Origin of the sequence: Pseudomonas sp. 3296, assembly GCF_031456615.1 — a bacterium.
Classification (GTDB): Bacteria; Pseudomonadota; Gammaproteobacteria; order Pseudomonadales; family Pseudomonadaceae; genus Aquipseudomonas; species Aquipseudomonas mucoides.
Window position 1 is genome coordinate 116269 of the sequence record NZ_JAVDUY010000002.1, and the last position, 25571, is coordinate 141839.

Sequence of the window (25571 nt, forward strand, 5' to 3'; positions counted from 1 at the left end):
GTCAACCGCTGGTGCCGGTGCCCCAGATGCTGCCCAGGCTTTGCAGCAGCGAACCGCCGACACCCTGCTGACCGAGGTATTGCAGGAGGATCGGGGCAAACTGGCCGATCATGCCGCTGTCCATGCCCAGCGCACCGAAGGCGTTGTTCAGGTCATTGGTGTCCTTGACGTTACCCAGCGCATTTTCCAGCCCGGCGGACTTGCCCGACGAGCCGAGCAAACCGCTCAACGCCGCCAAATTACCTGCGCCGCCCGACAGCTTGTCGATGCCCGGCACTTCCTTGGCCAGCTCGGAATAGTCCGTGTTGCTGAGCTGATTTTTCGCCAGCCCCAGCATGGCACTGGTGCCGCCGACCGCTTGCTGCGGCGTGACGTTCAGCGCGCTCAAGGCACTCAACAGACCGGCGGTTTCCGACGTCGGCGCCGCGGCGGCAGCCTTGTCCCCGCCCTGCATACCCGACACAGCACCGGCCACGTCATTCAAACTGAAACCGGCAAACACCGGCCCTGCCGCCAGGGTCAGGAGCGATGCCAGGGCAAAACCGCGTGAAATCTTCATTCAGACATCCTCTTGTGGCATGAACACCGCCCGAATACAGGCGATCAAACTGCCGATTTGACCGGGCAGGCGGCAGCATGTTCCGGCGTGAACCTGGATATTCGCATCCTGTTCGTGAAGGAAACGTAAGGCGCGCTCACCCAAATAATTCTTCCGTTATTTCTCATCATCATAAAACGATCACCGCTGATGCCGAACGAATTACAAAACCTGTCAGATATGGCAGTTATCGAGCCATCGGAACTGTAATACGGTGGTATTGCATCAATAACTCGGAAACAGCGAGAGGCAGGCGTCCGCCATTTGAATGGGAGATACGGCGATGGAAAAGCAATGCGTACAGCGCAACGAACTGCTTGACCCGGATAGGCCGCCGATCATCTTCTGCATCAGCCCGGACGATCCGATCATCAAACATATCAAGGCGGGGCAAAAGGTGACCTATGACCTTGTGCGTGGTGATAACGGCCAGTTTTATGCAGTCGACATCAGACTGGCTCAGGACGAGGACATAGCCAGACCGGCCCGGTTCTCTGAGCTTTTGTAATGCGTCAATCAATCAATCGAAGCGGGAAGCACGAACATGTCAGGCAGAACTACAGGTACCGTCAAATGGTTCAACGATGAAAAAGGTTTTGGCTTTATTACCCCACAGGGTGGAGGCGATGATCTTTTCGTTCATTTCAAATCAATCGTGAGCGACGGTTTCAAATCGCTCAAAGAGGGGCAGACCGTTTCTTATGTCGCCGAAAAAGGACAGAAAGGAATGGAGGCCAAGGAAGTACGGCCCGAGTAGTGAAGCGTTGAACGGACTTCCCGGAAGTCTGGAACCAATGTGAAAAACGGCGACCGATAGTCGCCGTTTTTTTATTGCCTCATCGCTTACGCCGCGCTGAACAGCTTGTGCGGATCGATCACAAACTTCTTCGGCACACCCGCATCGAACTCGCCGTAACCACGTGGCGCGTCATCCAGGCTGATGACTTCCACGCCAACGATGTCGGCAATGTGAATGCGGTCCCACATAATCGCCTGCATCAGTTGGCGGTTGTACTTCATCACTGGCGTCTGGCCGGTGTGGAAGCTGTGGGATTTGGCCCAGCCCAGACCAAAGCGAATGCTCAGGCTGCCCATTTTCGCAGCAGCATCTACCGCACCTGGGTCTTCAGTCACGTAGAGGCCTGGGATACCGATTTTACCGGCGACACGAACCACACCCATCAGCGAGTTGAGCACGGTGGCCGGGGCCTCGTGTTTCACGCCATCATGGCCGTGGCCACGCGCTTCGAAGCCTACGGCGTCGACGGCGCAATCCACTTCCGGCTCGCCCAGCAGCGCAGCGATTTGTTCGTGCAGCGGGGTGTCCAGGGACAGGTCGGCGATTTCGAAACCCTGTGCCTTGGCGTGCGCCAGGCGCACGGTGTTGACGTCACCGATGATCACCACGGCCGCGCCCAACAGGCGAGCGGAAGCGGCTGCGGCCAGGCCAACTGGACCGGCACCCGCGATGTACACGGTGCTGCCTGGGCCAACACCCGCCGTCACGGCGCCGTGGTAGCCGGTTGGCAGGATGTCGGAGAGGCAGGTCAGGTCGCGGATTTTTTCCATCGCGCGATCGCGATCCGGCAGTTTCAGCAGGTTGAAGTCGGCGTACGGCACCATCGCGTATTCGGCCTGGCCGCCGGTCCAGTCGCCCATGTCGACATAACCATAAGCACCGCCCGGACGGGCCGGGTTGACGCTGAGGCAGACACCGGTGTGCATCTCTTTGCAGGAACGGCAGCGCCCGCAAGCGACGTTGAACGGTACGGACACCAGATCACCGATTTGCAGGTTTTCGACGTCGCTGCCCTTCTCGATGACTTCGCCGGTGATCTCGTGGCCGAGCACCAGACCGGTCTGAGCGGTGGTACGGCCGCGCACCATGTGCTGGTCGGAACCACAGATGTTGGTAGAAACCACACGCAGGATGACAGCGTGGTTAATCTTCCTGCCGCGCGGGTCCTGCATTTTCGGATAGTCGATTTTCTGTATTTCGACTTTGCCATTGCCGAGATACACCACACCACGATTGCCAGACATGCTTTCACCTCGCTGTTGTTTTTATGTAGCGGTCGCGTCGCCATGGAGCGGCGGCGCGTTGATTGCTCGGGTTATTGCCTGTGTGTCTTGTGTTGTCTGATTGGGCCTGCTCGCGAAAGCGATCTAGAGAACGACCGTGCGATTGGCGTTGAGGAAAACCCGTCGTTCAATGTGATACCCGACGGCCCGCGCCAACGTCAGCCCTTCAATATCGCGCCCCTTGGCGATCAGGTCTTCCGGGTAATGACTGTGGTCCACCGCCTCCACGCCCTGGGCGATGATCGGCCCCTCGTCCAGGTCGTTGTTGATGTAATGCGCCGTGGCACCGACCAGTTTCACGCCCTTGTTGTAGGCCTGGTGATACGGCTTGGCGCCCTTGAAACCGGGCAGCAGGGAGTGATGGATGTTGATCGCCTTGCCGTCGAGTTTGCGGCACAGCTCTGGCGACAGGACTTGCATGTAGCGCGCAAGAATCACCAGTTCGGCGCCGGACTCTTCGATCACCTGCCACACCTGACGCTCCTGCGACGGCTTGTCGTTGGGGTCCAGCGGGAAGTGGTAGTACGGAATCTGGTGCCAGTCGGCCAGCGGCTTGAGGTCCGGGTGGTTGGAGACCACGGCGGCCACGTCCATCGACAACTGGCCGATGCGCTGGCGGTAGAGCAAATCGTTGAGGCAGTGATCGGCCTTGGAAACCATGATCACCACTTTTGGCCGATAGTTCGGTGGTGTCAGTTCGAAGACCATGCCGAAGGCTTTGCCACGTTCTTCCAGTCCGGCTCGGAAGTCTTGTTCGTTGAAGCCGTCCGGTTGACGGAATTCCACGCGAATGAAGAAGCGGCCCGAGAGCCGGTCATCGAAGGAATGGTGCTCGGTGACGTAGCAGCCCTGCTCGAACAGAAAGCGGGTCACCGCGTCCACGGTGCCGAGGACGCTGGGGCAGTCGGCGGTCAGAATCCATGTGTCTGGGGCGCGGCTCATAGTGCGGTGACTCCTGTAGCGAAACTGATCGTTCCCACGCTCTGCGTGGGAACGCCGCCATGGACGCTCTGCGTCCGCTTTGGGACGCGGAGCGTCCCGGGATGCATTCCCACGCGGACGGTTCGACGCCTCGACGTGGGAACGATCATTACGCCTGGACGCTCAGGCCGTATTCGGCGGCCGCATCCTGCAACCACAACCACCAGTAATCCGAGAAGCTGCGGCGGATCAGCAGTTCCCAGGTGTCTTCAGCGGTATGGCGGATCACCAGTTGCGACTTGGCGAACACCGTGCCCACGGCCTTGCCCACCGGGAAGCTGTTGGGGTGCACGTCGTAACTGGTGGATTTCATCAGCACCTGGCGCACGTTCGGGCCGCTCAGTTCGAGGATCTGCTGGCCGCCGCTGACGTTGGTGATTGCGATGTGCAGGTCGCCCAGCGCTTCACGCAGTTTTTGCTCGGCGGCAAATTCTTCACCGCTCGGCACGATCAGCAGCCACTCATCCGGCCCCATCCATTGCAGGCTGGTTTCGCCTTTGATGACGACGGTCAGCGCACCCGGCAATTCGATGCCAAGCGCCTTGTGGACGCCGGCGGCAAACGCAGCATCATGGCCATCGCCACGGATGGTCAGGTGGCCGAGGAGTTTTTTCTCACGCACGGTCACGCCGGCGTTTTTGCGGCCCTTGCCCGCCAGGCTGGCGAGGTCGGCATGATGCAGCGACGACTCGGCCTTGGCCCCGGTGGTTGGGCGTTGTTGGTAAACATTGGCTGCGGTCATAAAGCACCTTTCTTTTGTTGATCGTTCCCACGCTCTGCGTGGGAATGCCGCCATGGACGCTCTGCGCCCGCTCTTGGGACGCGGAGCGTCCCGGGATGCATTCCCACGCAGAGCGTGGGAACGATCGACTTACACGTTCTGGCGATCGCCTTTCGGATCGAAGAACACCGAAGAAACAATCTCCGCCTCGATCACGCTGCCATCGGCCAGTGGTGCGAACACACGCTCACCGATGCGCTTCAACCCGCCTTTCACCACGCCCATGGCAAACGAATAGCCCAGGGAGTTGTGCAAGTAGCTGGAGGTCACGTGGCCAACCATGGTCATCGGGATCGCTTGCTTGGTGTTGAACACCAGTTGCGCACCTTCCGGCAGCCATTTGGTCGGATCGATCGGCTTCAGGCCCACCAGTTGCTTGCGCTGATCACGCACGCAGTCTTCGCGGTTCATGCCACGCTGACCGATCCACGAGAACGGTTTGGTGCGACCAACGCACCAGCCCATGTTCAAGTCGTCCGGCGTCATCGAGCCGTCAGTGTCCTGACCAACGATGATGAAACCCTTCTCGGCCCGCAGGATGTGCATGGTCTCGGTACCGTACGGGGTCAGGTTGTACTGCTTGCCGGCCTCGACGATTTTCTCGAGCACGCCCATGGCGTAGTCGGCTTGCACGTTGACTTCGTACGACAGCTCACCGGTAAACGAAATCCGGAACACCCGCGCCGGCACACCACCGACCAGACCTTCCTTCCAGGTCATGAACGGGAAGGCTTCATTGCTCAGATCGATGTCGGTGACGTGGCTGAGCAGCTTGCGGCTGTTCGGCCCGGACAGGGTCATGGTTGCCCAGTGATCCGTCACGGAGGTGAAGTACACCTTCAGCTCCGGCCATTCGGTCTGGTGGTAGATTTCCAGCCATTGCAGCACGCGTGCAGCGCCGCCGGTGGTGGTGGTCATCACGAAATGGTTGTCGGCCAGGCATGCAGTCACGCCGTCGTCGAACACCATGCCGTCTTCTTTGCACATCAGGCCGTAGCGCGCCTTGCCCACGTCGAGCTTGGTCCAGGCGTTGGTGTAGATGCGGTTGAGGAACTCGCGGCAATCCGGGCCCTGGATGTCGATTTTGCCGAGGGTCGACGCGTCCAGCAGGCCGACGCTGTCGCGCACGGCTTTGCATTCGCGTTTCACCGCGGCATGAATGTCTTCACCGTTTTTCGGGAAGTACCACGGACGTTTCCACTGACCGACATCTTCAAACTCGGCGCCGTTTTTCACGTGCCAGTGATGCAGTGCGGTGTGACGGACTGGCTCGAAGATGTGCCCACAGTGACGACCGGCCACGGCGCCGAATGTCACCGGCGTGTAGTTCGGGCGGAACATCGTGGTGCCCATCTGCGGGATGGTCACGTTCAGCGAACGGGCAGCGATGGCCAGGCCGTTGACGTTGCCGAGCTTGCCCTGGTCGGTACCGAAGCCCAGTGCGGTGTAGCGTTTGACGTGCTCGACCGACTCGAAGCCTTCGCGGGTCGCCAGTTCGATGGCGGCGGCGGTGACGTCGTTTTGCAAGTCGACGAATTGCTTCGGCGCCCGTGCGGTGGCTTTTTCGTGGGGCACCTGGAACAGCGCCAGCGTTGGCTCTTCCAGACGGCTCAAGGCTTTTGGCAGTACGCCTTCGACCGTTTGGAACCCGGCTTCGGCAGCGGCGCGAGCGCCCCCTTCAAAACCGTCGGCCAGGGAATCGCCGAGGCCGTAGACACCGTTGATGCCACCGACGCACACGCGTTTTTGCGGTGCTTCGCCCGGTACGAAACCGAGGATGTCTTCGCGCCAGATCGGCTTGCCACCCAAGTGCGATGCCAGGTGAACCACCGGGCTGTAACCACCAGAGCTGGCGACCAGGTCGCAATCGAGCCACTCGCCCGGGCTGGTCACGGTGTGTGCTTTTACATCAATCGCGGCGACGCGAGCGGCGGTCACGTGCTTGCTGCCACGGGCTTCGATCACGGCGCTGCCGGTCAGGATGCGGATGCCTTTGGCACGTGCTTCTTCAACCAAAGCGCCACGAGGATTGCTGCGGGCGTCGGCGATGGCGACGACTTGCAGGCTGGCGTCGAGCCAGTCCAGCGCCACGCGATAGGCGTGATCGTTGTTGGTCGACAGCACCAGTTTTTTGCCCGGTGCCACGCCGTAGCGGCGCACGTAAGTCGACACAGCGCCGGCGAGCATGTTGCCCGGCACGTCGTTGTTGCCGTAGACCAGCGGACGCTCGTGCGCGCCGGTGGCCAGAACCACACGCTTGGCGCGAACGCGGTGGATGCGCTGACGCACCTGGCCAATCGGAGCACGGTCGCCGAGGTGATCGGTCAGGCGCTCGTGGATGGTCAGGAAGTTGTGGTCGTGGTAACCGTTGACCGTGGCGCGCGGCAACAGCAGCACGTCCGGGGTGTCTTTCAGTTCGGCGATGACGCTGGCAATCCATTCGGCAGCAGGCTTGCCGTCGAGGCTTTCGCGGGAGTCGAGCAGGCTGCCGCCGAACTCTTCCTGCTCATCGGCGAGAATCACTCGGGCACCGCTGCGTGCAGCAGCGAGTGCAGCGGCCAGGCCAGCAGGGCCACCGCCGACGATCAGCACGTCACAGTGCTGGTTCATGTAGTCGTAGGTATCCGGATCGTTCTCGGTCGGCGAGCGGCCTAAACCTGCGGCTTTACGAATGTACTTCTCGTAAGTCATCCAGAACGATTGCGGGTACATGAAGGTTTTGTAGTAGAAGCCCGGTGGCATCAGCTTGCCGCCGACCTTGCCGAGAATCCCCATCATGTCGTTGTTCACGCTTGGCCAGCCGTTGGTGCTGGTGGCGACCAGGCCTTGATACAGCGCTTGTTGCGTGGCGCGTACGTTTGGAATCTGCGTGGCTTCAGTCGCGCCGATCTGCAGCACGGCGTTTGGCTCTTCAGCGCCCGCCGCGAAGATGCCGCGCGGACGGGAATACTTGAAGCTGCGACCGATGATGTCGACGCCGTTGGCCAGCAGGGCAGCGGCCAGCGAGTCGCCTTCAAAGCCTTTGTAGCTCTGGCCGTTGAAGGTGAAGTTCAGCACTTTGTTGCGGTCGATCCGTCCACCGTTGGACAGGCGATTGATCTGGCTCATACCTTAGCTCCCAGAGCCTGCGCGGCCGCTTTCGGACTTTCAGTCTTGTCGGTGAACTGCGGCTTGGTGCCGATCTTGTAGGTCTCGAGAATCTCGTAGGTCACGGTGTCGCGGGTGACGTTGAAGTACTGGCGGCAACCGGCGACGTGATCCCACAGCTCGTGGTGCAGACCGCGAGGGTTATCGCGGAAGAACATGTAGTCGCCCCACTCCTCGTCGGTGCAGCTGTTCGGGTCCAGTGGACGCGGGATGTGCGCCTGGCCGGATGCGTGGAATTCCTCTTCGGAGCGCAGTTCGCCGCAGTGAGGACAGAAGATATGCAACATGGGGATTTCTCCTGTTAGTGGGCAACCGCAGCAGCGCCGTGTTCATCGATCAACGCACCGTTGTGGAAACGGTCGATGGAGAAAGGTGCGGCCAATGGGTGCATTTCACCCTTGGCCAGACTCGCGGCAAACACGTTGCCCGAGCCAGGTGTCGCCTTGAAGCCACCGGTGCCCCAACCGCAGTTGAAGAACATGTTCGGCACCGGGGTTTTCGAGATGATCGGGCAGGCGTCCGGCGTGGTGTCGACGATGCCGCCCCACTGACGGTTCATGCGTACGCGCGACAGTACCGGGAACATCTCGACGATGGCCTGGATGGTGTGCTCGATCACCGGGTACGAACCACGCTGGCCGTAGCCGTTGTAGCCGTCGATACCGGCGCCGATCACCAGGTCGCCCTTGTCGGACTGGCTGATGTAACCGTGTACGGCGTTGGACATGATCACGCTGTCGATAATCGGCTTGATCGGCTCGGACACCAGCGCTTGCAGCGGGTGCGATTCGATCGGCAGGCGGAAGCCGGCGAGTTTGGCCATGTGCCCGGAGTTACCGGCAGTCACCACACCGACGCGTTTGGCGCCGATGAAGCCCTTGTTGGTTTCAACACCGATGCACACACCGTTTTCCTTGCGGAAACCGATCACTTCGGTTTGCTGGATCAAGTCCACGCCCAAGGCGTCGGCGGCACGGGCAAAGCCCCAGGCCACGGCATCGTGACGGGCCACGCCGCCGCGACGCTGGACGGTAGCGCCCATCACCGGGTAGCGGGTGTTCTTCGAGCAGTCGAGGTACGGAATCTCGTCGGCCACTTGCTTGGCATCGAGCAGTTCGCCATCGACGCCGTTGAGGCGGTTGGCGCTGACCCGACGCTCGGAATCACGGATGTCCTGCAGGGTATGGCACAGGTTGTAGACGCCGCGCTGGGAGAACATCACGTTGTAGTTCAGGTCCTGGGACAGGCCTTCCCACAGCTTCATCGCGTGTTCGTACAGGTGCGCCGACTCATCCCACAGGTAGTTGGAGCGAACGATGGTGGTGTTGCGCGCGGTGTTACCGCCGCCCAGCCAGCCTTTTTCGACCACGGCCACGTTGGTGATGCCGTGTTCCTTGGCGAGGTAGTAGGCGGTCGCCAGACCGTGCCCGCCACCGCCGACGATGACCACGTCATAGACCTTTTTCGGGGTCGGCGTGCGCCACATCTTCTGCCAGTTTTCGTGATGGCTGAGGGAGTGTTTGAAGAGGCCGAAGCCCGAGTAGCGTTGCATAGTCATTTACTCCAAAACCGCGCTCAGCGATAAACCGGGAAGTCCGCGCACAGGGCCGATACTTGCTGCGCAACATTGGCCTCGACATCGGCATCGCCGAGGTTGTCGAGGATGTCGCAGATCCAGCCAGCCAGCGTGACGCACTGGGTAACCTTGAAGCCGCGCGTGGTCACCGCCGGGGTGCCGATGCGCAGGCCGGAGGTGACGAACGGCGACTGTGGATCATTCGGGACAGCGTTCTTGTTCACAGTGATGTGGGCGCGACCGAGTGCTGCATCCGCGTCTTTGCCGGTGAGGCCCTGACGGATCAGGCTGACCAGGAACAGATGGTTATCGGTACCGCCGGACACTACATCGTAGCCGCGTTTGATAAACACGCCGGCCATGGCCTGGGCGTTGTCGATCACTTGTTGTTGGTAAGCCTTGAAGCTCGGCTCCAGCGCTTCCTTGAAGCACACCGCTTTACCAGCGATCACGTGCATCAGCGGGCCGCCCTGGGCACCCGGGAAAACGGCGGCGTTGAGCTTCTTCTCGATTTCTTCGTTGGACTTGGCCAGGATCAGGCCGCCACGTGGACCGCGCAGGGTCTTGTGAGTGGTGGTGGTCACCACATCAGCGTACGGCAGCGGGTTGGGGTACAAACCGGCAGCCACCAGACCGGCGACGTGCGCCATGTCGACGAACAGCAGGGCACCGACTTTGTCGGCGATCTGACGGAAGCGTGGGAAGTCCAGGGTCTTGGAGTAAGCCGAGAAGCCGGCAACGATCATCTTCGGCTTGCACTCAACGGCCAGGCGCTCGACTTCGTCGTAATCGATCAGCCCGGTCTTGGTGTCGATGCCGTACTGCACGGCGTTGTACAGCTTGCCCGAGGACGACACTTTGGCGCCGTGGGTCAGGTGACCACCGTGAGCCAGGCTCATGCCGAGGATGGTGTCGCCCGGCTGGATCAGGGCCAGGTAAACAGCACTGTTGGCCGAAGAGCCGGAGTGCGGCTGGACGTTGGCGTAGTCGGCACCGAACAGTTGCTTGGCACGTTCGATGGCCAGGGCTTCGACCTTGTCGACGTGCTCGCAGCCACCGTAGTAGCGCTTGCCCGGATAGCCTTCGGCGTATTTGTTGGTCAGGCCACTGCCTTGCGCTTCCATGACGCGTTTGCTGGTGTAGTTCTCTGACGCGATCAGCTCGATGTGATCTTCCTGGCGTTGCTCCTCGGCATTCATCGCCGCCAGCAGTGCATCGTCGTAACCCTGGATCTGGTCTTGCTTGCTGAACATCGCGTCTCTCCCAGCGGCATCTATGCGCCATTCGTCTCGGTAAGGCACCGGTGTTTCGACAGTGCCCTTTGGATGCGATGGTATGACCGGCGCAGACAGGCCAAATGCCTACGGACGCCACGCAAAGGTGCGTTTACGACATGAGCCGAAATGCCTGACCGGACACGCTTCGCGAGCAGGCTCGCTCCCACAAGGGTCAGGTGACGATTTGGCGGACGAGTAGCAGCAGGAAAAAATGCAGCGGATAGAGGGCATAGGCCCAACGCCGCATCGGCAGTGGATGAATGCCCTTGGCATGTCGCAAAAACAGCATCCCCAATAGCGGCGCAATCAGACAAGCGGCGATGCCTGGCACCGCAGCACTGTTGCCCAGCTTCGCGGCTTGAATCAGCACCCGCCATTCATTGGCGGCCAGGCACACCAGCCCCGGCAGCAGCGCGAAATACCAGGGTCGCCGGATCACCAGCAACATCGCCAGCGGCAACAAGACCCCGAAGAAACCAAACATCAGTCGCCCCGGGAACACTGCTGCCAGCGTCAAAGCGGCGACTGCCAACAGTCGCGATTGGAGCGTCGGGTGCTGCCAGCCCCGCGCGACCAACAGCCCAAGCGCCAACGTGGGCAACACGTTCAACGTGTCGGGATCAGGAATATACAGCCTGTAAGGGATCTCGCTGATGGCACTGAACAGCAGCAACCAGCCCAGATACCGCCACTGATGGGGCACTTCCCGCGCACGGGAAACATTCACTGCCATCGCCAGACAGAACCACGGAAACGCCAGTCGCCCCGGCACATACAGCAGATCGACGGAATAACCGATATATCGCAGGTGATCGAGCATCATGCTCAATAGCGCCAGCCACTTGAGCAGATCCAGTGCCCCATCCCGTTGAGTCATGTGCATAATTGCCCGTCGTCTTTGTGTTTTTCTGTCAGACGCATCGCGTGTGCTCCCCGGATGATCTTCGGTAAAGTGCGCACCATCATTGACCACGAGTCGCTTCACCATAGGCGTCTCGACCACGGAAAGCAGGGCCATGACCGATAAGAGCCAACAATTCGCCAGCGACAACTATTCCGGTATCTGCCCTGAAGCCTGGGCGGCCATGGAACAGGCCAACCACGGCCACCAGCGCGCATACGGCGACGATGAATGGACCGCTCGCGCGTCCGACGATTTCCGCAAACTGTTCGAAACCGACTGCGAAGTGTTCTTCGCCTTCAACGGCACCGCCGCCAACTCACTGGCCCTGTCGTCGTTGTGCCAGAGTTACCACAGCGTGATCTGCTCGGAAACCGCCCACGTCGAAACCGACGAATGCGGCGCACCGGAATTTTTCTCCAACGGCTCCAAACTGCTGATCGCCCGCACTGAAAACGGCAAGCTGACCCCGGAATCGATCCGCGAGGTCGCCCTCAAGCGTCAGGACATTCACTACCCGAAGCCCCGCGTCGTGACCCTGACCCAGGCGACCGAAGTCGGCAGCGTCTACACCCCGGAAGAAATCCGCGCCATCAGCGCCACCTGCAAAGAGCTGGGCCTGAACCTGCACATGGACGGCGCGCGGTTCTCCAATGCGTGTGCGTTCCTCGGCTGCTCCCCGGCAGACCTGACCTGGAAGGCCGGCGTAGACGTATTGTGCTTCGGCGGTACGAAAAACGGCATGGCGGTCGGCGAGGCGATTCTGTTCTTTAACCACAAGCTGGCTGAAGACTTCGACTACCGCTGCAAACAGGCCGGTCAACTGGCCTCGAAGATGCGCTTCCTCTCGGCGCCGTGGGTCGGGATTCTGGAAAACGACGCCTGGCTCAAATACGCCCACCACGCCAACCGCTGCGCACAGTTGCTGGCCGAACTGGTGAGCGACATCCCGGGCGTGGAACTGATGTTCCCGGTGCAGGCCAACGGCGTGTTCCTGCAACTCTCGGAACCGGCCATCGCCGCACTGACCGCCAAGGGCTGGCGCTTCTACACCTTCATCGGCAACGGCGGCGCCCGCTTCATGTGTTCGTGGGACACCGAAGAAGAACGCGTACGCGAACTGGCGGCGGATATTCGCGAAGTCATGTCCCGCTAACTCCCCTCATGATCGTTCCCACGCTCCGCGTGGGAATGCCTCTCGGGACGCTCCGCGTTCCTCAAACACCGTTGTGACGCAGAGCGTCACGGGCTGCATTCCCACGCAGAGCGTGGGAACGATCAGTGACGATCAGTGGCGACTGAAGACTTGGTCTACATTGTCTGCGAGCGGTGTTGATCCGCTCTCATAACAATAATCAGGAGCGCACGCATGTCCTTGAAAGGCAAAACCCTGTTCATCACTGGCGCCAGCCGCGGGATCGGCCGTGAGATCGCGCTGCGCGCGGCGCGTGACGGGGCCAACATTGTGATTGCGGCCAAAAGCGCCGAGCCGCACCCCAAGTTGCCGGGTACGATTTTCAGCGTGGCGCAGGAAGTTGAGGCGGCAGGCGGCAAGGCGCTGGCCTTGCAGGTGGATGTGCGCGACGAAGATGCCGTGCGCAACGCGCTCGCCCAGGCCAACGAACATTTCGGCGGCATCGATGCGCTGATCAACAACGCCGGGGCCATCAAGCTGACCGGAGTTCAACATATCGAACTCAAGCGCTTCGACCTGATGCACCAGATCAACACCCGTGCCGTGTTGCTGTGCAGCCAGGCTGCCCTGCCCTATCTGAAAAAAACCGGCGGCCACATTCTCAATCTGTCACCGCCGCTGAACCTGGCGACCCAATGGTTTGCCCAATACAGCCCCTACACCGTGACCAAATACGGCATGAGCATGCTGACGATTGGCATGAGCGAGGAATTCAAAAATTACGGCATCAGCGTCAATTCGCTGTGGCCACAGACCATGATCGCTACCGCTGCCATCGAATTTCAGCTTGGCTCACGGGAATCGTTCAAGCATGCGCGAACGCCCGAAATCATGGCCGATGCCGCCCACGTCATTCTGGACAGCAGCGGTCGCAGCATCACCGGGCGATTGCTGATTGATGAGGAGATTCTACGGGAGCATGGCGTGACCGAATTCGACCACTACCGCTTTGAGCCCGGCACTAACGACAAGCTCATGCCCGACTTATTCGTGGACTGAAACACCATTCAATGTGGGAGCGAGCAGGCTCGCTCCCACAGGGTTTCGATATTAGAACTCAATACGCACGTCGCCCTTCGGCACGCTGCAGCACGACAGGATGAACCCTTCGGCTTCGTCCTCTTCGGTGATCCCGCCGTTGTGGTCCATCTCGACCTCGCCACCCAGCTTCATCACTTTGCACGTGCCGCAGATGCCCATCCCGCACGCTTTCGGAATCAACAGCCCAAGCTTGGCCGCAGCCGCGTGCACCGTTTCGCCCGGCGCCACACGAATGCTTTTGCCGGAGGCGGTGAACTCCACCTGATGCAGGTCCGCCACGTCGATTTCCGGTGCATCCGCCGCTTGCTCGGCTTGCTCGACCGCGTCGGCGCGCGCTTCCGGTGGCGTCGCACCGAACGATTCCTCGTGGTAACGCGACATGTCGAAACCGACGGTCTCGAGCATGCGCTTCACCGCATTCATGTAGGGCGTCGGGCCGCAGCAGAACACTTCGCGCTCCATGAAGTCCGGCGCCATCAGCTCTAGCATCTTGTGGTTCAGGTACCCGCGATAACCGGCCCACGGCTCGCCCAGACCATGTTTCTCGCAAATCAGGTGCAGGCTGAAGTTATCGATCCGCGACGCCATGTGTTCCAGCTCGCGGTGGTAAATGATGTCTTTGGGCGAACGGGCGCTGTGGATAAACACCATGTCAACGTTGCCGTTGGTGTCGTAGAACCAGCGCGCCATCGACATGACCGGTGTGATACCGACGCCACCACTGAGGTACAGCACTTTCGGCGCGGGGAAGTCCATGGCGTTGAACAGCCCGACCGGCCCGTGCACCGCCAGCTCCTGGCCTTCATGCAAGGTGTCGTGCAGCCAGTTCGAAACCTTGCCGCCGGGCACGCGCTTGATCGTCACCGAAAAGCTGTAAGGCACCGATGGCGAGCTGGAAATGGTGTAGGAACGCATGATCGGCACGCCTTCGATTTCCAGCTCCAGGGTGACGAACTGCCCCGGCTTGAAAAAGAACAGGATCGGCTGGTCAGCCATAAAGCAGAAGGTGCGCACATCCCAGGTTTCCTGGATGACTTTGACGCAACGGACGATGTGACGACCATTGGCCCAGGTCTGGGTCGTTACCGGATTCAGGAAGCTGTTGGACATGCTGTTCTCCACCGCCGATGGTCGGCCTTATGTTGGCGATTCTGCGTAACGTGCGAACCACCCATTTACCTATCTGCGACATTCACATACTTATCGCGACCAGCCCGCATCTACCGGGGGTTACGCGTCGGGAACAGATTGGGCCATGTCGCCCATGGATAAGGTTCTGGCTAGCGCCGGCCCCACACTCGCTCCATACCAAGACACAACCTTTACACCTTGCGTAGCAAACCTGATTAGCCACTTTCGCCGGCCACACAGAATGGCCTTGAGGATTAAATGATGGACGTCACCACTACCCTGAGCCTGGGCGATCCACTGGAACCCGCACGCAAGGCCACCGCGCAGATGCTGCAAGAGCGCGAGCGTACTTTCTCGCTGCCGCAGCCGTTTTACTCTGACGAGCGGCTGTTTGATATCGACATGCAGGAAATCTTCCAGAAAGAATGGTTGATCGCCGGCATGACCTGCGAGATCCCGACCAAGGGCAACTACCTGACCCTGCAAGTCGGCAAGAACCCGATCATCGTGATTCGCGGCGCCGAGGGCGTGGTGCATGCGTTCCATAACGTCTGCCGCCACCGCGGTTCGCGTCTGTGCACCAGTGAAAAAGGCAAGGTCGCCAAACTGGTTTGCCATTACCACCAGTGGACGTATGAGCTGGACGGCCGCCTGCTGTTCGCCGGCACCGAAATGGGCGCCGACTTCGACATGAAGCAGTACGGCCTCAAACCGGTGAACGTGAAGACCGCCGGTGGTTACATCTTCATCAGCCTGTCGGAGAACCCGCCGGCCATTGATGACTTCCTGTCGACGTTGAGCCATTACATGGAACCGTACGACATGGAAAACACCAAGGTGGCGATCCAGACCAACCTGTACGAAAAAGCCAACTGGAAACTGGTGCTGGAAAACAACCGCGAGTGCTACCACTGCAACGCGTCGCACCCGGAACTGTTGAAAACCCTGCTGGAATGGGACGACGTCACCGACCCGCGCGCCGACCAGGCCTTCAAGGACCACGTCGCCGCTTCCGCCGCTGCCTGGGAAGCCGAGAAAATCCCTTACGCCCACGCCAGCTTCGGCCTGCGTAACCGCATCGTGCGCATGCCGCTGCTCAAAGGCACCGTGTCGATGACCATGGACGGCAAACAGGGCTGCGCCAAGCTCATGGGCCGTATCAAGAACCCGGACCTGGGCTCGATGCGCATCCTGCACCTGCCGCACTCGTGGAACCACTGCATGGGTGATCACATCATCGTCTTCACCGTGTGGCCGATCAGCGCACAGGAAACCATGGTCACCACCAAGTGGATCGTGCACAAAGACGCAGTCGAAGGCGTGGACTACGACGTAGAACGCATGCGCAAGGTGTGGGATGAAACCAATAACCAGGACCGTCGTCTGGCGGAAGAAAACCAGCGAGGCATCAACTCCACGGCGTACCAGCCTGGGCCTTACTCCAAGACCTATGAGTTTGGCGTGGTGAATTTTGTGGATTGGTACAGCGAACGTTTGCTGAACAACCTCGGGGCTGAGCCGGCGCCTTACCTTAAAGGTGTACCTGTTCAAGGCTAAGTCAAAAGCATCGCCGGCTTGCCGGCGATGGCACCCTCCCAAACAACACATCCATCCCTGATCTCCCCCCCTTCTCAGAACTGTACGAAATATGATCTATTCCGTTCAGCGCTATGCCCCACGCACCTCCCAGCCTTCCACAAACAAGTTATCCACACCTCCACCCACAGCTATTGGGGACAAGTGTGGTTTTACACAAAACTTTCTCCACATAAACCGAAGAAAATCCGTGACTTATCCAGAAGCCCGGTTTTCAACAGCTTCTGTCTGTTTTTTGATCAAAAGCTTGCAGGGCACGTGCTACGTGGCTTGCAGAGGATGGCAAACACCTTATCCACAGAAGCGCCAACAGACTTTGGGGGCAACTTCCGCGGATCTGTGGAAAACCGCTGAAAGCCGCAATAAATCGGGGTTTTCGGGAGGTTTAACGGTTCAAACCCATGATTTGATCATTTTTCAACCAATCGCCTGAATAGCCCGGTTTACATGAGCTGCAGCGGTTAGCAAACATCTTATCCACAGAAGCGCCAACAGAGATTGGGGGCAAGTATTGAATAGCGAAGAACCTTATCCACCGCAAAAAACCTGTAAAAACCGCACGTTAGGCTGGTTGTTTTTTGTACGAAGGCTTGCAGGCCTTGATTTGCATAGGCCGTAGCGAGGGGCGAACACGTTATCCACAGAAGCGCTAACAGGCTTTGTGGGTAAATCAGATTTTATTCAGGCACGAGCGTCCCGAAAGCGGGTCCAGGTTCAATTCATAGTCATTGAATGCCCGCCACCCGAGCAAAATCGAAGGCACGTACTGCCCGGACACCAAAGACGGAGGAATGGTGAAGCCTGGATAGTATTTGTAGGTGATTGCCCGGACGTCGCCAGACAAATCCAGCTCGCCCTTGAACGTCTGGTGTCGCGAGTTTTCGGCGACGTGAACAGGCAAGTCACCGGGTGAGGCCGACGTCAAGTAATCCACATTACCTGTATCAAGAATCGCCAGCGTCGCCCGACGATCCAGCCGTGCAGCAATGGTCAGTCGTTGATTGATGTCTGCACGCGAATAGGTAACAGACGAATCGCACCGCGCGGGAGATTGCGCATTGAGTTCCAGGGTCTTTTTCGTGAGCTTCAAACGCCCCAGCTTGCCGACCAGATCCAGTCCTAACAAGTTATCCCGGTCACTGACAAACACCAGGACGTTGCGGAACTCGCTCCCGCCGACCTTCAACGAATGAAAAACCCCGAGCCTGGCCGACAGGTCATGTTCGCCATAAAACGTGCTGTAGCCATAATGGGAGTCGGTTAACAGCGTGATGCCCATGCGCTTCGCAGTTTCGGCGTTGACCCGGGTTTGCGGGGCGCCGGTGTCGACAATGAAACGTGAGGAGACGCCATTGGCCGCTTTGACGTCGATGTAAGGCAGCACTTCATCCGTGACGTACCCCTCACTGGGGCGTGGATAAACCGTTAGTACCTCATGGCGTTTGGTGCTGGACACCGAGAAATCGCCGACCGCGCGCAGGGTAGCGATGGATTGCCGGCCAAACATGGAAAACAGGACGTTGAGTTCGGGGTCACTCGCAATGGCCTGAGCATGGCGGCGCTTGATTGCCAGGTAGTAATCAGGCAATTGATTGGCGGCTTTGGCCTCAAACATGCGGGCGAACACGGACACTGAACAGTTGAGATTGTTTGTGGCGTCCACGACCTTGTCGCATTGCTGACGCAGTTGGGCCAAGGAGGCTGTTTGCCCTTGGTCCGACTCCAGCCACTGATAAAAACCCTGATCGGCTTCAGTGTTGGCAGCCGCCATCAACCCGGCCGGCACGCACATCACTCCACAGAGCAACCAGGCCGCACGCCAACGTAACGCCTTCATGTTCAACCCACGCCTGAAAACGGGTTTTATCACTCAGCGCTGAACGTCTGAAAGCTCCGTGAACCGTGCTGCACCCTTAACCAGCGCACAGCAAAACTTTAGTTCACCGAGCGGTAGGGCGGAAGGCAACCCTACGGCCGGTACATCAGATAGGCTTCGCCTGTGACCCGGATCATCGGGTGGGGCGTGATCTGGCAGGTGTCGACGATACGGAAGCCATGCCGCTCGTAAAACCGCCGGGCGCCGGTGTTCACCGCGTAGTCGATCAGGCTCAAGCCATTGAGCCCTAGCTGGTTGGCACGGTCGTAAGCGTAAGCGAGGAATTGCTTGCCCAGGCCCTGGTTCCGCCAGCCCTCATGCAGCGCCAGGCTGGAAATGTAGAGGGTGTCGGGGATTTCCATTTTGGCGTACGGCGCCAGGACTGGATCCGTCACTGGAGGCGCCAGTGGGTCATGACGCATCACGTAGCTGTGCATCATGCCGATGACTTCCCCGTTTGCCTCGGCGATCAGGCAATTTTGGTAGGAGAAATCCACGTCGTCGCGGGCATAGCGCAAGGCGCCGACGTCCAGCAGATCCTGGCCGGGTGCTGCTATCTGGCTCCAGATGTAATCCGAAGCGCCCTCTGATGAAATCTGGAACAAGCGAGCAATCTCCCGCGCATCCGCGCGCAGGGCCGAACGAAATTCTACAGCCATTTACTTCCCCCAACGGACCGCTAGCGGACCACGCCTTCTTCGATCAGCAACTTCAGAATGGCCTCGGCCCCCGCTTGCGCCGTGACGCCTTTGAGTACTTGCCCGCCGCCACCACTGGCCTTGGCCGTGGCCGCTTTCATCCGGTCTGCGCCGCTCTTGGCCTTGATCACCTTGAGGCGTTTAGGTCGGGGTTTGGCCGGTTGCAACGTGGCGACCGCCAGCAATTCATCGTCGATCACTTCGACTTCATCGGCTTGCAACACACCCCGTCGAGCCGGGCCGTAGGCGCTTTGCCGTGGCTTAGGCGCAGCGTTATCCACGGTCGCGAGAAACGGCAGGCGTACTTTCAAGCGACGACGCTGACCCCGCGGCAAAGCTTGAAGCACCAGCGCCGAATGGCCGTCGATGGATTCTACCTGCGCCAACCCGACCACCAGCGGCCAGCCGAGGCTTTCCGCCAGCAGGAACGGCAACATGCCCGAGCCTTCGCCGGTTTCTGCCTGACTGCCGGTCAACACAACTTGCGCCCCCGCATCACGCAGATAAGCGGTCAATGCCGGCAATGCATCCGCGCCTGACGGTTGTTCCAGCACATGCAACTGTTCCAGGCCCATGCCCAGATAAGCGCGCAACGCCGGTTCCGCGACGTCGCCGGCATGCAGCACTTGCAGGTTATCCCCAGCCAGTTGCAGGCCCAGTTCCACTGCCCGCGCATCTTGCTCCGCGCGACGTGGCCGGCCGGAGGTCGGGTGGGCGCCGATGGACACCAGGCTGATGATTTTCGTGCTCATAACCCTTTCCTTCCCTTAAGCCGCATCGCGCTTGGCGTCGTTGCGGTAAGCCGCTACCGCGTCGATCAAGGCTTGAAGAATCTCGGCGCTCTCGCCGATCACCGACAGGTCGGCCCGTTTGATCATGTCGCAGCCAGGGTCGAGGTTGATCGCCACCACCTTGTCGCAGGCACCGATGCCTTGCAGGTGCTGGATCGCCCCGGAAATCCCCACTGCCACGTAAACCCGCGCGGTGACCCAGGTGCCGGACGCACCGACCTGCCGGTCACGCGCCATGAAGCCATCGTCCACCGCCACTCGGGACGCGCCTTCGGTAGCACCCAGCGCCTCGGCGGTCCTGTGGAAAAGTCCCCAGTCCTTGACCCCGTTGCCGCCGGAGAAGATGAACTCGGCTTCGGCCATCGGAATCGCCGCCGGGTCCACCGCCACCGCGCCCAAATCCTCGATGCGCGACAAGCTGCGCGCCACGGCTGTGGATAACTCCACCGGCAAGGCTTCGTGACGGGTTTCGCTCACAGGTTCGGCGCATTCGACGGCAGCCAGAATCAAGCGTGCGACCGGGCGCGCAAGGTCTTGCAAACCGGCACCGGCGCGGCCGATGCATTCCTGATCCTTGACCTGCCAGACTCGCGTAGCCGGGCGTTCGCCCAGTGCGGCGGCAAAGCGTCGACCCAATTCACCACCGCCGCTGCGGCTGTCCGGCAGCAGCCAGTGACGCGGGGCGAACTGGTTATCCACAGCCCGCAGGCCCTGGACCCGTTGTTCCGGTGCATAACCGCTGAATTCTTCGCCTTCCAGCACCAGCAAGCGATCAACGCCCGCCGTCGCAAAGGCGTTTTCCTTGTGTTCGCCGAAGACCACGGCCAACACCGCGCCGTCCGTGCCGGCCAACTGATGAGCCAGCCCGAGCAAATCGCGATCGTGGCTGCTCAGGCGGCCGCCGACCATGTCCGGCACCACGCTGATGTAGAACGCCGGTACCGGCACTTGATGCAGCGGCAATTGCACTTCAACAGCAGCCGTGCGCTTGGTCGCGCCGCCCTGCTGAGCGCCACTGCGGTCAATGCGCTTGATACCGTTGGGACCGATAAAACCGATGCCGTGCAGATTCTTGCGGATGACGCCGTTGGGTCCCATCCAGCTGTGTTGCGCCGGTTGCATGGCCGCGTGCAGCGGGTGCAAGCGGTTACGGGCAATCCATTCGGCGCGGGGGTCGCGGCGGATAATGTCGCTCATCAGTGGGCCTCCGCAGGTTCACGTTGGGCCGGTGCAGCCGGTTTGCTTGGTGCGGCATCTTCGAGCAACGCGTCGGCCACCAGTTCGGCGATGTCCTTGATCAGCGGACGCGGTTCGACCACGCCTTCGAGCATCGCGGTGCATTGTGGGCAACCCACGGCCACCAGCTCGGCGCCGGTTTCGCGGATGTCTTCCATGCGCATGTCGGGGATCCGTTGCTTGCCCGGAATGTCGGTGATCGGCGCGCCGCCACCGCCGCCGCAGCAGCGCGAGCGGAAACCGGAGCGTTGCATTTCTTTCACTTCGATGCCGAGGGCACGCAGCACTTCACGCGGTGCCTCGTATTCGCCGTTGTAGCGGCCGAGGTAGCACGGGTCGTGATAGGTCACGCTGCTGCCTTTGTGCTGACCAAGGTTCAGGGCGCCAGCACCGATGATTTCGGCCATGTAAGTGCTGTGGTGCTGCACGAGGTAGTTACCGTCGAAGGCGCCGTATTCGTTTTTCAGCACGTGGAAGCTGTGCGGGTCGCAGGTGACGATGCGGTTGAAGTTGTACTTGGCCAGGGTCTGAATGTTGCGTTTGGCCAACAGCTGGAACGTTGCTTCGTCGCCCAGACGTCGGGCCACGTCACCGCTGTCGCGCTCTTCCAGGCCGAGCACCGCGAAGTCGACCTCGGCCGCTTTCAGCACTTTGACGAAGGCGCGCAGGGTACGCTGGTTGCGCATGTCGAAGGCGCCGTCGCCGACCCAGAACAACACGTCGACGGATGTCTTCTCGCTCATCAGCGTGAGGTTCAGGTCAGCCGCCCAGTTCATCCGCCCGCCCGGCGCAAAGCCGCCCGGATTGTCGGTGGCGATCAGGTTTTCCAGGACTTCGGCGCCCTTGTTCGGCGTCGCGCCTTTTTCCAGGGTCAGATGGCGGCGCATGTCGACGATGGCATCGACGTGCTCGATCATCATCGGGCATTCCTCGACGCAGGCACGGCAAGTGGTGCAGGACCACAGGGTTTCAGCGTCCACCAAACCGTTGACGATCGGCTGATGCGGATTACCCGCGTGTTCACCAATGGCTTTGCCTGGATACGGGCTGCCGGCGAATTTCGCATCGGTGCCACCGGCGAGGCCGACGACCATGTCCTGAATCAGTTTTTTCGGGTTCAGCGGCTGGCCGGCGGCGAACGCCGGGCACGCGGCTTCGCACTTACCGCACTGCACGCAGGCGTCAAAGCCGAGCAGTTGGTTCCAGGTGAAATCCTTGGGTTTTTCCACGCCCAGTGGCGCGGTCGGGTCGTTGAGGTCCAACGGCTTCAAACCGGTGGAACGGCCGCCGCCAAAACGCTCGGCGCGACGGTGCCAGGCCAGGTGCAGCGCACCGGCGAAGGCGTGCTTCATCGGCCCGCCCCAAGTCATGCCGAAGAACAGTTCGCTAACGCCCCACAGCACACCGACACCAAGGATTGCCGCTACCAGCCAACCGCCGAAGTTTTCCGGAAGGATGCCGGCGACCGGCAGGGTCAGCAGGAAAAACGAAGCCGAGAACGCCAGCAGGCTTTTCGGCAGGCGCATCCACGGGCCTTTGGACAGACGGGCCGGCGGGTTGCGTCGACGCAGGTAGACGAAGATCGCACCGACGAACATTACGGCCGTCATCAACAACAGGGCATAACCGAGAATGCGGTTGTGCAGGCCAAAGCCGTGCACCAGAAGCGCCAGCACGATGGATGCCACCGCACCACCGGCTGTGGCGACGTGAGTGTTGGCGATGTATTTGTCCCGCGCGACGACATGGTGCAAGTCGACCATGTAGCGCTTGGGCATGGCGAACAGGCCGCCGATCAGGTCGACGTTCGAAGCCCGGCCCTGACGCCACATTGCCACCCGCCGCAACGCGCCCAGGACAGCCAGGCCCAAGGCAGCGAACAACAGGATTGGAAGAAGGGTGTTCAACATGTGGAGCTCCCACGGGACTCATTGATCGTTCCCACGCTCTGCGTGGGAATGCCTCACCGAACGCTCTGCGTCCGCTTTTGAATGTGACGCGGAGCGTCACGGGCTGCATTCCCACGCAGAGCGTGGGAACGATCAGCTCACCGGCTTAGAAATCCTTGCACAACCGCAGGGCGTCGTAGATCGCCGCGTGCGTATTACGTTGCGCCACGCAGTCGCCGATGCGGAACAGCAAGTAGCCGTCGCCCGCCTCGCTCAACGAAGGTTGCGGCTTGATCGCGAACAGGGCTTCGATGTCCATCTGGCCTTTGTTGCGCGAGCCTTCCTTCAGCGCGTAGTAGATTTCTTCGTCCGGACGCACGCCGTTTTCGACGACGACCTGGTCCACCACCCGCTCCTCTTTGGCACCGGTGTATTCGTTTTCCAGTACCGCCACCAGCTTGTCGCCTTCGCGGTAGACCTTCTCCAGCATCATGTCCCCGGTCATGATCACTTCTTTCGGGTACATGCTGCGGTAGTACGTCGGGAACGAGGTGCCGCCAATCGCCACGCCCGGCTTGATGTCGTCAGTGACGATCTCGACCTGGCTGCCCTTGTCGGCAAGGAAATCGGCGGTCGACATGCCGGTGAACTCGCAAATGGTGTCGTAGACCAGCACGTTCTTGCCCGGCGCCACCTTGCCGTCGAGGATGTCCCAGCTGCTGACCACCAGGCCTTCAGCCGCGCCCCAGTGTTCGTTCTGCTCCAGGAATGGATGGCCGCCGACAGCGAGCACCACCACGTCCGGACGCAGGTCGAGAATGGTTGCCGCATCGGCGGCTACGCCCAGGCGCAGGTCGACTTTCAACCTCGCTAGCTCAAGCTGGAACCAGCGGGTGATACCGGCGATCTGGTCCCGTTGTGGGGCTTTCGATGCAGTGGTGATCTGGCCGCCGATGAATTCCTTCTTCTCGAACAGGGTCACGTCGTGGCCACGTTCGGCCGACACACGCGCCGCTTCCATCCCGGCAGGACCGGCACCGACCACCACGACTTTGCGCTTCACACCGGTCGATTTCTCGATGATGTGCGGCACGCCCATGTATTCACGGGAGGTCGCGGCGTTCTGGATGCACAGCACGTCCAGGCCCTGGTACTGACGGTCGATGCAGTAGTTGGCGCCGACGCATTGCTTGATCTGGTCGACCTGGCCCATTTTGATCTTGGCGATCAGGTGCGGGTCGGCGATGTGAGCGCGGGTCATGCCGACCATGTCGACATAGCCGCCTTCCAGAATACGGGTCGCCTGGTTCGGGTCCTTGATGTTCTGCGCGTGCAGCACCGGGGCCTTGACCACTTCCTTGATACCGGCGGCCAAATGCAGGAACGGCTCCGGTGGATAACTCATGTTGGGGATAACGTTGGCCAGGGTGTTGTGGGTGTCGCAACCCGAACCCACCACGCCGATGAAGTCGATCATGCCGGTGTCGTCGTAGTACTTGGCGATCTGCTTCATGTCCTCGTGGGACAAGCCGTCCGGGTGGAACTCATCACCGCACAGACGGATGCCGACGCAGAAGTCCGGACCGACTTCCTTGCGTACCGCTTTAAGGACTTCCAGGCCGAAACGCATGCGGTTCTCGAAGCTGCCGCCCCATTCGTCGGTACGTTTGTTGACGCGTGGGCTCCAGAACTGGTCGATCATGTGCTGGTGCACGGCGGACAGTTCGACGCCATCCAGGCCACCGGCCTTGGCCCGCGCCGCGGCGCTGGCGTAGTTGCCGATCACCCGCCAGATTTCTTCCGGCTCGATGGTTTTGCAGGTCGCGCGGTGCACCGGCTCACGGATGCCCGATGGCGACAGCAGGGTTGGCCAATGCTCGCCGTCCCAACGGGAACGACGGCCCATGTGGGTAATCTGGATCATGATCTTGGCGCCATGCTTGTGCATGGCATCGGCCAGGTTCTGGAAGTGCGGAATGATCCGGTCGTCGGCCAGGTTGACCGACTTCCACCAGCCTTGCGGGCTGTCGATGGCCACGCTGGAGGAACCCCCGCAAATCGCCAGGCCGATCCCGCCCTTGGCTTTCTCTTCGTAATACTTGACGTACCGGTCGGTGGTCATGCCGCCGTCGGTGGCATAGACCTCGGCGTGCGCGGTGCTGAGCACGCGGTTACGGATGGTCAGTTTGCCGATCTGGATCGGCTGGAACATTGCTTCGAAAGCCATGGCGGGTTCCTCGACTTACAACGGCTTGACGGTGAACAGGCCGTCGTCGTGGCCTTCTTCGGAGCCACCGTAGACTTGCTCGGCAACCGTGCGGATCTTGATGCCGCGGGCCTCAAGAATCTGGTCCATGGCACCGGCAAACCAGCCGGTGAACATGTAGTCGACCTTGCGTCCGACCTTGCCGTACACGTAGACAAACGCCGAGTGTTCAAGCTTGACGCTGGCGGTGCCTTTGTCGAGGTCGATGTCCTGGATCTTGAACAGGCCCCAACCGCGTTGCGACAGGCGCTTCATGTAGTGCTCGAACACCGCGACGCCTTCCAGGCCGTGGCATTCAGCTTCTTTTTCACACCAATGCCAGGCGGACTTGTAGCCGGCCTTGTAGAGGATTTCGGCGTAGGCTTCGGCGCCCAGCACTTCCTCGATGCCCATGTGGTTATTGACGAAGAAGTGACGCGGCACGTACAGCATTGGCAGGGCGTCGGAGGTCCAGACACCGGTTTCGCTGTCGACTTCGATTGGCAATTGCGGGGCGATCTTGGCCATGG

Annotated in this window: 22 protein-coding genes; 5 read left to right on the forward strand and 17 right to left on the reverse strand. The window is 60.5% G+C overall.

Annotation, left to right across the window (positions count from 1 at the left end; all coding sequences use genetic code 11):
• Nucleotide 1: 1 nt before the first annotated feature.
• The gene (locus J2X66_RS05030; RefSeq protein ID WP_310261703.1) at nucleotides 2-559 is read right to left on the reverse strand and encodes a DUF2780 domain-containing protein; all 558 of its coding nucleotides are present in this window, start codon (nucleotides 557-559) and stop codon (nucleotides 2-4) included.
• Nucleotides 560-881: 322 nt separating this feature from the next.
• On the opposite strand from J2X66_RS05030, the gene J2X66_RS05035 reads away from it, so the two are divergent.
• Both J2X66_RS05035 and J2X66_RS05040 read left to right on the forward strand, forming a co-directional pair.
• The gene (locus tag J2X66_RS05035; protein WP_310261706.1) at nucleotides 882-1106 is read left to right on the forward strand and encodes a hypothetical protein; all 225 of its coding nucleotides are present in this window, start codon (nucleotides 882-884) and stop codon (nucleotides 1104-1106) included.
• Between the two features lie 36 nt (nucleotides 1107-1142).
• Nucleotides 1143-1355 (forward strand): cold-shock protein, encoded by a 213-nt coding sequence (locus J2X66_RS05040; RefSeq protein WP_310261708.1) that lies wholly within the window; start codon nucleotides 1143-1145, stop codon nucleotides 1353-1355.
• Between the two features lie 86 nt (nucleotides 1356-1441).
• Here J2X66_RS05040 and fdhA read toward each other — a convergent pair whose 3' ends face one another.
• The 8 genes from fdhA to J2X66_RS05080 all read right to left on the reverse strand — a co-directional run bounded on the left by fdhA (nucleotide 1442) and on the right by J2X66_RS05080 (nucleotide 11325).
• Entirely contained in the window at nucleotides 1442-2641 is a 1200-nt protein-coding gene (gene fdhA, locus J2X66_RS05045; RefSeq protein WP_007947729.1) for a formaldehyde dehydrogenase, glutathione-independent, read from the reverse strand.
• Between the two features lie 123 nt (nucleotides 2642-2764).
• On the reverse strand, nucleotides 2765-3622 hold the full coding sequence (gene purU, locus J2X66_RS05050) for a formyltetrahydrofolate deformylase (RefSeq protein WP_310261713.1): 858 nt from the start codon (nucleotides 3620-3622) through the stop codon (nucleotides 2765-2767).
• A 148-nt stretch (nucleotides 3623-3770) separates the two neighbouring features.
• Nucleotides 3771-4403, reverse strand: a complete 633-nt coding sequence (locus tag J2X66_RS05055; RefSeq protein WP_310261716.1) for a sarcosine oxidase subunit gamma family protein — start codon at nucleotides 4401-4403, stop codon at nucleotides 3771-3773.
• Between the two features lie 129 nt (nucleotides 4404-4532).
• Nucleotides 4533-7550 (reverse strand): sarcosine oxidase subunit alpha, encoded by a 3018-nt coding sequence (locus J2X66_RS05060; protein ID WP_310261719.1) that lies wholly within the window; start codon nucleotides 7548-7550, stop codon nucleotides 4533-4535.
• Nucleotides 7547-7876 carry a sarcosine oxidase subunit delta gene (locus J2X66_RS05065; RefSeq protein WP_019693992.1) on the reverse strand — a complete coding sequence of 110 codons (330 nt, stop codon included), beginning with the start codon at nucleotides 7874-7876 and terminating at the stop codon, nucleotides 7547-7549. The genes J2X66_RS05060 and J2X66_RS05065 overlap by 4 nt, the downstream gene beginning before the upstream one ends.
• Nucleotides 7877-7890: 14 nt before the next feature.
• Entirely contained in the window at nucleotides 7891-9141 is a 1251-nt protein-coding gene (locus J2X66_RS05070; protein ID WP_007947735.1) for a sarcosine oxidase subunit beta, read from the reverse strand.
• A 23-nt stretch (nucleotides 9142-9164) separates the two neighbouring features.
• Nucleotides 9165-10418, reverse strand: coding sequence for a serine hydroxymethyltransferase (gene glyA, locus J2X66_RS05075; RefSeq protein WP_310261724.1), 1254 nt, complete (start codon nucleotides 10416-10418; stop codon nucleotides 9165-9167).
• Nucleotides 10419-10614: 196 nt separating this feature from the next.
• On the reverse strand, nucleotides 10615-11325 hold the full coding sequence (locus J2X66_RS05080) for a TraX family protein (protein WP_310261725.1): 711 nt from the start codon (nucleotides 11323-11325) through the stop codon (nucleotides 10615-10617).
• Between the two features lie 133 nt (nucleotides 11326-11458).
• On the opposite strand from J2X66_RS05080, the gene J2X66_RS05085 reads away from it, so the two are divergent.
• Complete coding sequence (locus tag J2X66_RS05085) at nucleotides 11459-12499, forward strand: low specificity L-threonine aldolase (RefSeq protein WP_027926663.1); 1041 nt, start codon at nucleotides 11459-11461, stop codon at nucleotides 12497-12499.
• A 213-nt stretch (nucleotides 12500-12712) separates the two neighbouring features.
• A complete protein-coding gene (locus J2X66_RS05090; protein ID WP_310261730.1) occupies nucleotides 12713-13537 on the forward strand; it encodes an NAD(P)-dependent oxidoreductase in 825 nt (274 codons plus the stop codon).
• A gap of 51 nt (nucleotides 13538-13588) precedes the next feature.
• Here J2X66_RS05090 and gbcB read toward each other — a convergent pair whose 3' ends face one another.
• Nucleotides 13589-14689 (reverse strand): glycine-betaine demethylase subunit GbcB, encoded by a 1101-nt coding sequence (gene gbcB / locus J2X66_RS05095; RefSeq protein WP_310261733.1) that lies wholly within the window; start codon nucleotides 14687-14689, stop codon nucleotides 13589-13591.
• Between the two features lie 282 nt (nucleotides 14690-14971).
• On the opposite strand from gbcB, the gene gbcA reads away from it, so the two are divergent.
• Nucleotides 14972-16267: a glycine-betaine demethylase subunit GbcA gene (gene gbcA / locus J2X66_RS05100; RefSeq protein WP_310261734.1), complete on the forward strand. Its 1296-nt coding sequence runs from the start codon at nucleotides 14972-14974 to the stop codon at nucleotides 16265-16267.
• A gap of 709 nt (nucleotides 16268-16976) precedes the next feature.
• On the opposite strand, the gene J2X66_RS05105 is transcribed toward gbcA, so the two are convergent.
• The 7 genes from J2X66_RS05105 to J2X66_RS05135 all read right to left on the reverse strand — a co-directional run bounded on the left by J2X66_RS05105 (nucleotide 16977) and on the right by J2X66_RS05135 (nucleotide 25569).
• Nucleotides 16977-18143: a retropepsin-like aspartic protease gene (locus J2X66_RS05105; RefSeq protein WP_310261736.1), complete on the reverse strand. Its 1167-nt coding sequence runs from the start codon at nucleotides 18141-18143 to the stop codon at nucleotides 16977-16979.
• Between the two features lie 131 nt (nucleotides 18144-18274).
• Nucleotides 18275-18841, reverse strand: coding sequence for a GNAT family N-acetyltransferase (locus tag J2X66_RS05110; protein ID WP_310261738.1), 567 nt, complete (start codon nucleotides 18839-18841; stop codon nucleotides 18275-18277).
• A gap of 20 nt (nucleotides 18842-18861) precedes the next feature.
• Nucleotides 18862-19632 (reverse strand): electron transfer flavoprotein subunit beta, encoded by a 771-nt coding sequence (locus J2X66_RS05115; RefSeq protein WP_123434644.1) that lies wholly within the window; start codon nucleotides 19630-19632, stop codon nucleotides 18862-18864.
• A 15-nt stretch (nucleotides 19633-19647) separates the two neighbouring features.
• Nucleotides 19648-20868 carry an electron transfer flavoprotein subunit alpha/FixB family protein gene (locus J2X66_RS05120; protein WP_310261741.1) on the reverse strand — a complete coding sequence of 407 codons (1221 nt, stop codon included), beginning with the start codon at nucleotides 20866-20868 and terminating at the stop codon, nucleotides 19648-19650.
• Nucleotides 20868-22817: a dimethylglycine demethylation protein DgcB gene (dgcB, locus tag J2X66_RS05125; protein ID WP_310261743.1), complete on the reverse strand. Its 1950-nt coding sequence runs from the start codon at nucleotides 22815-22817 to the stop codon at nucleotides 20868-20870. The genes J2X66_RS05120 and dgcB overlap by 1 nt, the downstream gene beginning before the upstream one ends.
• Before the next feature lie 145 nt (nucleotides 22818-22962).
• Nucleotides 22963-25023, reverse strand: a complete 2061-nt coding sequence (gene dgcA, locus J2X66_RS05130; RefSeq protein ID WP_027926654.1) for a dimethylglycine demethylation protein DgcA — start codon at nucleotides 25021-25023, stop codon at nucleotides 22963-22965.
• 15 nt (nucleotides 25024-25038) lie between these two features.
• Nucleotides 25039-25569, reverse strand: a complete 531-nt coding sequence (locus tag J2X66_RS05135) for a DUF5943 domain-containing protein (RefSeq protein ID WP_310261747.1) — start codon at nucleotides 25567-25569, stop codon at nucleotides 25039-25041.
• Nucleotides 25570-25571 lie beyond the last annotated feature (2 nt).

What these genes read in the sequence shown, in the direction of transcription:
- J2X66_RS05030 (WP_310261703.1), bottom strand. Translation starts at nt 559, where the DNA reads ATGAAGATTTCACGCGGTTTTGCCCTGGCATCGCTCCTGACCCTGGCG.
- J2X66_RS05035 (WP_310261706.1), top strand. Translation starts at nt 882, where the DNA reads ATGGAAAAGCAATGCGTACAGCGCAACGAACTGCTTGACCCGGATAGG.
- J2X66_RS05040 (WP_310261708.1), top strand. Translation starts at nt 1,143, where the DNA reads ATGTCAGGCAGAACTACAGGTACCGTCAAATGGTTCAACGATGAAAAA.
- fdhA (WP_007947729.1), bottom strand. Translation starts at nt 2,641, where the DNA reads ATGTCTGGCAATCGTGGTGTGGTGTATCTCGGCAATGGCAAAGTCGAA.
- purU (WP_310261713.1), bottom strand. Translation starts at nt 3,622, where the DNA reads ATGAGCCGCGCCCCAGACACATGGATTCTGACCGCCGACTGCCCCAGC.
- J2X66_RS05055 (WP_310261716.1), bottom strand. Translation starts at nt 4,403, where the DNA reads ATGACCGCAGCCAATGTTTACCAACAACGCCCAACCACCGGGGCCAAG.
- J2X66_RS05060 (WP_310261719.1), bottom strand. Translation starts at nt 7,550, where the DNA reads ATGAGCCAGATCAATCGCCTGTCCAACGGTGGACGGATCGACCGCAAC.
- J2X66_RS05065 (WP_019693992.1), bottom strand. Translation starts at nt 7,876, where the DNA reads ATGTTGCATATCTTCTGTCCTCACTGCGGCGAACTGCGCTCCGAAGAG.
- J2X66_RS05070 (WP_007947735.1), bottom strand. Translation starts at nt 9,141, where the DNA reads ATGCAACGCTACTCGGGCTTCGGCCTCTTCAAACACTCCCTCAGCCAT.
- glyA (WP_310261724.1), bottom strand. Translation starts at nt 10,418, where the DNA reads ATGTTCAGCAAGCAAGACCAGATCCAGGGTTACGACGATGCACTGCTG.
- J2X66_RS05080 (WP_310261725.1), bottom strand. Translation starts at nt 11,325, where the DNA reads ATGCACATGACTCAACGGGATGGGGCACTGGATCTGCTCAAGTGGCTG.
- J2X66_RS05085 (WP_027926663.1), top strand. Translation starts at nt 11,459, where the DNA reads ATGACCGATAAGAGCCAACAATTCGCCAGCGACAACTATTCCGGTATC.
- J2X66_RS05090 (WP_310261730.1), top strand. Translation starts at nt 12,713, where the DNA reads ATGTCCTTGAAAGGCAAAACCCTGTTCATCACTGGCGCCAGCCGCGGG.
- gbcB (WP_310261733.1), bottom strand. Translation starts at nt 14,689, where the DNA reads ATGTCCAACAGCTTCCTGAATCCGGTAACGACCCAGACCTGGGCCAAT.
- gbcA (WP_310261734.1), top strand. Translation starts at nt 14,972, where the DNA reads ATGGACGTCACCACTACCCTGAGCCTGGGCGATCCACTGGAACCCGCA.
- J2X66_RS05105 (WP_310261736.1), bottom strand. Translation starts at nt 18,143, where the DNA reads ATGAAGGCGTTACGTTGGCGTGCGGCCTGGTTGCTCTGTGGAGTGATG.
- J2X66_RS05110 (WP_310261738.1), bottom strand. Translation starts at nt 18,841, where the DNA reads ATGGCTGTAGAATTTCGTTCGGCCCTGCGCGCGGATGCGCGGGAGATT.
- J2X66_RS05115 (WP_123434644.1), bottom strand. Translation starts at nt 19,632, where the DNA reads ATGAGCACGAAAATCATCAGCCTGGTGTCCATCGGCGCCCACCCGACC.
- J2X66_RS05120 (WP_310261741.1), bottom strand. Translation starts at nt 20,868, where the DNA reads ATGAGCGACATTATCCGCCGCGACCCCCGCGCCGAATGGATTGCCCGT.
- dgcB (WP_310261743.1), bottom strand. Translation starts at nt 22,817, where the DNA reads ATGTTGAACACCCTTCTTCCAATCCTGTTGTTCGCTGCCTTGGGCCTG.
- dgcA (WP_027926654.1), bottom strand. Translation starts at nt 25,023, where the DNA reads ATGGCTTTCGAAGCAATGTTCCAGCCGATCCAGATCGGCAAACTGACC.
- J2X66_RS05135 (WP_310261747.1), bottom strand. Translation starts at nt 25,569, where the DNA reads ATGGCCAAGATCGCCCCGCAATTGCCAATCGAAGTCGACAGCGAAACC.